Raw genomic sequence first — 5,896 nt, forward strand, 5'->3', positions numbered from 1 at the left:
GCCGCTGTCCCGGTGAAGGATCGGCTTGCGGAACGTGAGCCTCACTCGCAGCGCCCTCTTGCCCGCGTGCTTGGAGGCCGCCACTGAGCTCCGACAGAACCCCGCCATATAGCGGCGCAAGCCACACCGAGAGACGCGCCCCCGCTAAGGACGGCGATGGGCCACTGCCTTTATCGGTCGTTTGTGGCGAGGGGTCCCGCCATGCGTCGTGTGCGCTACCTCCGGCCCTGTCCGCCCGCCACATGACTCGCCACAACCAACCCGCCAGAGCGGCAACCGCCCCTACGTTTCTGGCGATCCCTGGGGCCCGCGGGGGCGCCCACCTGGACACCCAGTTTTCACGCCGACCGGATCCCGCCTGATATGCGAAGAGTTCACCGCGCGTCGTGTGAACTCTTCGCTGCATCTCGACAACCGCGCCGAGCAGACCGGCCACGACCGCCCGGACGCCGGCGTCGTCGATCGCGTTCAGCACCAGCCCCGGAATGACCGCGGCCCCCATCAGCAGCATCACCCACGCGGTGGAGCCGGCTCCGGCGTCAAACACGTTGCGGCGAGCCTGCTCCGCCTCGACCCGGTGATGCACCCCTCGCAAGGCGAGCATCGCCCCGAGGGCCGTGACGGCCACCAGCGTCAAACCCCACCCCAGTCCCAGATCCTGCCGCAGCCCCGCGAACACACCAGCCGAACCCACCAGGGGAGACGCCACACCGATGCGCCACCGCCACTCACGCTCATTCCCCACCCCGCTCACAGCCCCCTGCTGGCACACGGCCCTCGGAGGCGGAGCGGCAGATCATGCGGTCGTGGCCGCCGGGATCACTCCTGCGTAAGGGGCGAATGGAACTCCGAGGCGAGCATCGCGTAGGTGGCGCCATCCACCCAGCCGCGCGTGAGATGCAGAGACTCCTCCTTGAACGTGCCCTCGTGACGCATCCCCACCTTCTCCATGATGCGCAGACTCGGAGCGTTGTCCGCGAAGGCATGAGCCTCCACGCGCCGCACACCCAGATCGTCGAACGCGAAGCCCAGCAGGGCTCGCGCAAGCTCGGTGCCATAGCCCTGCCCCGCCTGGCGCGGATCGATCGTCCAGCCGAGCTCGGCCTGGGCGTCCCGGGCTTCCTCCCGCGGGCCGCCCTGACTCCACGCGTCCTGCACCGCGACCTTCCCGACACCGACGATGACGTCTCCGGCCCGCACGGTGAGGCGGTCCCCCGCCCCGAGGTAGGACTCGCGCAGCGCGCCCTCACTCTCCGGACGGCCCGAGGTCCACGTCCACACCTGCTCGAGACGGCAGAAGCCCCACACGGCGGGTGCATCGAGACCCCGGAACGGGGTGAGGGTCAGCCGGCGGGCTCGCAGCGGGAAGCAGACGCCTCGACTCGCGGCGAGCTCCAGGAGAGGGGTGGCCATGACAGACAGGGTACGAACAAAAGTCCTCGAGTCAGCCCCCGGACAGACCAGTGCCCACACCCTGCGTCGATGTCAGATCCACGCGGCCTCTCAGGGCCCGTTGACCTCGGGCAGATCCCGCCACGGAGTCCCGCACCTGCACCGGCAGATGATCGCTTCGACCATCGTGCGGGCATCCGAGAAGGGCCGGCCCTGCCGGCCCGTGCGATCTGGAGCAGCGGGGCGATCAGCTCCGATCGGGCGTCGAAGACGACCTGGAACCGGGACATGGCTCCCCGGATCTCAGCGGGTCCCTGGAGCCATTCTCAGACACGCCCTAGGCCATCTCCAGCGCCGAGGCCCGCCTCACATCCGAGGAGGTCCTCCACGCTCAGGTGACGCGGCTCAGACACGATGCAACAGTCGATCGAGGGCCTCTCGCCCGGCGGCCCGCTCACGGACGTCGTCGGAGTCCATGAGGTCCAGCGCCACGACTGTTTCAGTGCGAAGCAGGGCGGAGGGATCCACGGGGGCAGGTATGTGTCGGATCACCACTTCCCCCGCCGCCGAGGCGTCGAGGCGGAGCCGCGACTGGAGAGCCTCCAGGTCGCCGAGCAGATAGCCCTCCTCCCGCTGGTTCCCTTCGACAGCGGCGAGCCCGAAGCGGCGGGCGAGATCCGACTGATCCAGGGCGGACACCCCCGAGGGCACGAGAACGTCGGCGAGCTTGGCTCGGGCTCGAGGCGAGGCGTGGAACCGGTGGGGCCGGGCCCTGTTCTCAGCCAGTCGGTGCATCTCGGCAGCGGTGAGCGTTCGCAGCCGGGAGCGCAGACGGGAGATCCGCGGCTGGTCGAGGAAGGCCCGTCCGTTTCCTCCGGCAAGGAGGTCGACGGCGGCCCAGGCGGTCCGCGGAGCCCAGGTGCGGCCGATACCCGGCGCCCTGCGGGCACGACGGGCCAGGGCACGCTCATCGATGAACCAGGATTCTCCGAGGCGGCGGGCCGGCACATCACCGTCCTCGACGAGGCGCCGCACATAGCGGTCGGAGACCTTGAGGCGCTCGGCGGCCTCCCCCACCGTCAGAAGAGTCATGCAAGAAGAGTACCGGAGCCGGACCTGTTCATGCATGCCCGGGGAGCCCTGACTTTGAGACCCTGTCATGCCATGCACCGAGAGCGCGTGGCCCTCTCACCAGAGCCGTACTCCACCAGAGCGGAGACGGAAGGGCCATCGACAGCAGCGCCTGGAAGGGGGCAACACACCCTGGGGCGATCCCTTCGGCCTGACGCTCCTTGATCCTTCGACGCTCGAACTCAGCGAATGCGGCCTTGATGCCGAGCATGAGTCCGGCTACGGGGGAAGTGCCGGGCCTGGGCACCGTGATCCCACTCGGTCGAGACCCGTACGGTGCATCCCTTGTCGGTGAGCTCGTCCACGCTCGCGTACAGATTCCGGGTGACCCGGCCGAGCCGGGCCACGACGTCGTCGACCGCTGGGGAATCGACCGCCGACGCACTCTCGTCGTCTAGCGCCCGGCCAGAGACGTGGCCCAGGCCCTGCCCACGACGATCGAGCGCCTAGAGTGATCCACATCACTCTCGCCGTGGCCTCTCACCCTGAACAGGAGCCTCATGTCCGCCACGTCCACACGTCCGCCCACACCCGGACCCTCGGGCCGTACCGCCCGCGAGGGCACGTTCTTCAGCCGCGCCATGCGCCCGCTGAACACGACGATGGAGCGGTTCATCCCGTCCTCGCTCGTGTTCACCATCGTGCTCACGTTCGCGGTGGCAGCCCTGTGCCTGCTGCTCACTCCGGCCGGGCCGGCCGACGTCGTCGTGGGCTGGGGTGACGGTCTGTCCGGACTGCTGGCGTTCATCACGCAGATGGCGCTCGTGCTCATGCTCGGACACATCCTGGCGAACACCGGCCCGGTGCGCCGTCTGCTCGCCAGGCTCGCCAGCATTCCCCGCACGCCCCTGGCCGCCTACATCTTCGTGTTCGTGGTGGCGGCGGCGGCCTCCCTCATCACGTGGGGCCTGGGCCTGGTGGTCGGTGCGCTGCTGGCCAAGGAGGTCGCGGCGCAGGCCCGTGAGCGCGGGCTGGTCCTGCACTTCCCGATGCTGGTGGCCGCCGGGTTCTCCGGGTTCGTGGTGTGGCACATGGGGTACTCGGGCTCCGGCCCGCTGACGGCCGCCACCCCCGGTTCGTTCCTCACGGAGAGCCTGGACGGCCGGAGGGTCCCGGTCTCGGAGACCACCTTCTCCTGGTGGAACATCACCGCCGCCGTGGTGACCGTGCTCGTCGTGGCCCTGGCCCTGTTCCTCGTCGCCCCGCGCGCCGGGGACCGGATCGTGGAGCTGGAGATCGACGCGCGGGACCAGGACGCCGTGCCCGCACCGGAGATCGAGACGCCGGCGGACCGCCTCGACGCCTCCCGTGTCCCCACGCTCCTCGTGGGCGCCATGCTCGTGGTCTATCTGGTGATGCACTTCGTCGGCGGCGGCACCCTCACCCTGGACATCGTCAACTGGTCCTTCCTCGCGCTGATCCTGCTGCTGGTGCGCAGCCCGCACGAGCTGATCGGCCTCACCCAGTCGGCCGCGTCCAACGTGGGCGAGATCCTGCTGCAGTTCCCCCTCTACGCGGGCATCCTCGGCATGATGACGACCACCGGCCTGGTGGCGGTGCTCTCGGACGCCTTCGTGGCGATCTCGAACCCGGTGACGTTCGGCCTGCTGGCATTTCTGGCCGCGGGCCTCGTGAACTTCTTCGTCCCCTCCGGCGGCGGACAGTTCGCCGTGCAGGGCCCGATCATGCTCCAGGCCGGCGACGCGCTCGGCGTGGACCCGGCCATCACCATCATGGCCGTCTCCTACGGCGACCAGTGGACCAACATGATCCAGCCGTTCTGGGCAATCCCCCTTCTGGCGATCGCCGGGCTGAAGATGCGCGACATCCTGGGGTACACCACGGTCGTGCTGCTCGCGTCGGGGCTCGTCTTCGGCGGCACGCTCCTGCTCGTCTCGCTCTGACCCGATCGGCCGATGCCGGACGTGGCAGGACAGACGAAGGGCCCCGGGATCACCGGGGCCCTTCGCCTGTCATCACTCGCACCTTCATCACTCGCACCTCGATGAAGTGGTTCCACCGTACGAACCGAGCATGGGCGCAGCCGTCACGCAGCCTGGCAGTTGCCTGGCAATGGCCGCCTCAGCCCAGGGCACCGCCGGACTCGGCCAGGTAGCACGTGCCGCACAGAGACTCGTAAGTCACCTGAACACCGTCGATCGCCACCTGGTCCCCCTCGAACACGAAGTGCTCGGCGCCCGTGGTCGGGTCCACGACCTTGCGCGTGTTGAACACCGCCTTCCGGCCGCACCGGCAGATGGTCTTCAGCTCCTCGAGGGAGTGCGCCAGCTCCAGCAGCCGCGCGGAGCCAGGGAAGGAGCGGGTGCGGAAGTCGGTGCGCAGCCCGTAGGCGATCACGGGGACGCCGTCGAGCACGGCGATGCGCAGCAGGTCGTCCACCTGCGCCGGCTCGAGGAACTGTGCCTCGTCCACGAGCAGACACGCCACGGGCGGAGCCTCCACGTGCCCCACGAGGGCGTCCGGGTCGTCACCGGTGGCGTGCCGGCGGAACAGCTCCCGCACGTCCGCTCCCGCCGGGACGAGGAAGTCCACGGCGCGGGTCACACCGAGGCGGGACACGACGTCGCCCTCCCCCTTCACGTCCACCTCCGGCTTGGCCAGCAGCACCCGCTGGCCGCGCTCCTCGTAGTTGAAGGCGGCCTGCAGCAGGCCCGTGGACTTGCCGGAGTTCATGGCCCCGTAGCGGAAGTAGAGCTTGGCCACGGCTCCGCTCAGCCCCGGGCGCGGCCCTGGTCGGCCTCAATCTGCTCCTCGGCCGTGGGGTCCGAGTCCCGCAGGAAGGTGCGGATGCGCTCGACCTCCTCGGACTCCCCGATCCCGGCGGCCGCGCGGCCCAGCGCGTACAGGGCGCGCAGGAAGCCGCGGTTGGGCTCGTGGGCGTACGGCACCGGGCCGGCACCGCGCCACCCCGCCCGGCGCAGCGCGTCCAGGCCCCGGTGGTAGCCGACGCGGGCGTACGCATAGGAGTCCACGGTCCGGCCCTCGGCCCACGCGTCCTCCGCCATGAGCGCCCACACCAGGGAGGACTCGGGCGCCACCGGCACGATGTCCTCGGGCAGGTCACCGGCCTCGAGCCGGGCAAGCACCTCCGGCTCCTCCGGCAGGCGCGTGGCCGGCGGCTCCATCAGGTTCTTGCCGATCAGGGACTCGGACATGGGATGCCTCTTCTCCTCGCGGACGATGCGGTCGCGGCCGAGTCTATCGACGGCGCCGGACGCCGGACGGGTCGCCGTCGCCGTCCCCGCGTCCAGGACGGTCCGGTACCGTAGGCGCAGCGTCCGTCCGCCGCCCCACGCTCCCGGGGCCGGGCCGCCGATGCCGTCGAAGGAGCCTCCATGACCCACCCCGCGCC

5 protein-coding genes and 2 pseudogenes are annotated in these 5,896 nt (G+C 70.2%); 1 reads left to right on the forward strand and 6 read right to left on the reverse strand.

All coding sequences use genetic code 11. The features are described 5' to 3' along the window. Positions 1–819: 819 nt before the first annotated feature. The 4 genes and pseudogenes from J1M37_RS06545 to J1M37_RS11530 form a co-directional block, all read right to left on the reverse strand. Positions 820–1,413, reverse strand: a complete 594-nt coding sequence (locus tag J1M37_RS06545; protein WP_241250918.1) for a GNAT family N-acetyltransferase — start codon at positions 1,411–1,413, stop codon at positions 820–822. Between the two features lie 93 nt (positions 1,414–1,506). After that, positions 1,507–1,682, reverse strand: a pseudogene (locus J1M37_RS06550) (transposase); the annotation flags it as partial. Between the two features lie 115 nt (positions 1,683–1,797). Further along, a complete protein-coding gene (locus J1M37_RS06555) occupies positions 1,798–2,484 on the reverse strand; it encodes a helix-turn-helix domain-containing protein (protein ID WP_020626743.1) in 687 nt (228 codons plus the stop codon). Positions 2,485–2,659: 175 nt separating this feature from the next. Further along, positions 2,660–2,752: pseudogene (locus tag J1M37_RS11530) on the reverse strand (recombinase family protein); the annotation flags it as partial. 352 nt (positions 2,753–3,104) lie between these two features. Between J1M37_RS11530 and J1M37_RS06560 the strand changes: the two are divergent. After that, a complete protein-coding gene (locus J1M37_RS06560; protein WP_206452355.1) occupies positions 3,105–4,427 on the forward strand; it encodes a TIGR00366 family protein in 1,323 nt (440 codons plus the stop codon). A 178-nt stretch (positions 4,428–4,605) separates the two neighbouring features. Here J1M37_RS06560 and J1M37_RS06565 read toward each other — a convergent pair whose 3' ends face one another. Both J1M37_RS06565 and J1M37_RS06570 read right to left on the reverse strand, forming a co-directional pair. Continuing rightward, complete coding sequence (locus tag J1M37_RS06565; RefSeq protein WP_087115174.1) at positions 4,606–5,247, reverse strand: thymidine kinase; 642 nt, start codon at positions 5,245–5,247, stop codon at positions 4,606–4,608. 8 nt (positions 5,248–5,255) lie between these two features. After that, on the reverse strand, positions 5,256–5,699 hold the full coding sequence (locus J1M37_RS06570; RefSeq protein ID WP_036384369.1) for a DUF3151 domain-containing protein: 444 nt from the start codon (positions 5,697–5,699) through the stop codon (positions 5,256–5,258). Between the last annotated feature and the right edge of the window lie 197 nt (positions 5,700–5,896).

Origin of the sequence: Micrococcus sp. KRD012, assembly GCF_017168555.1 — a bacterium.
Classification (GTDB): Bacteria; Actinomycetota; Actinomycetes; order Actinomycetales; family Micrococcaceae; genus Micrococcus; species Micrococcus luteus.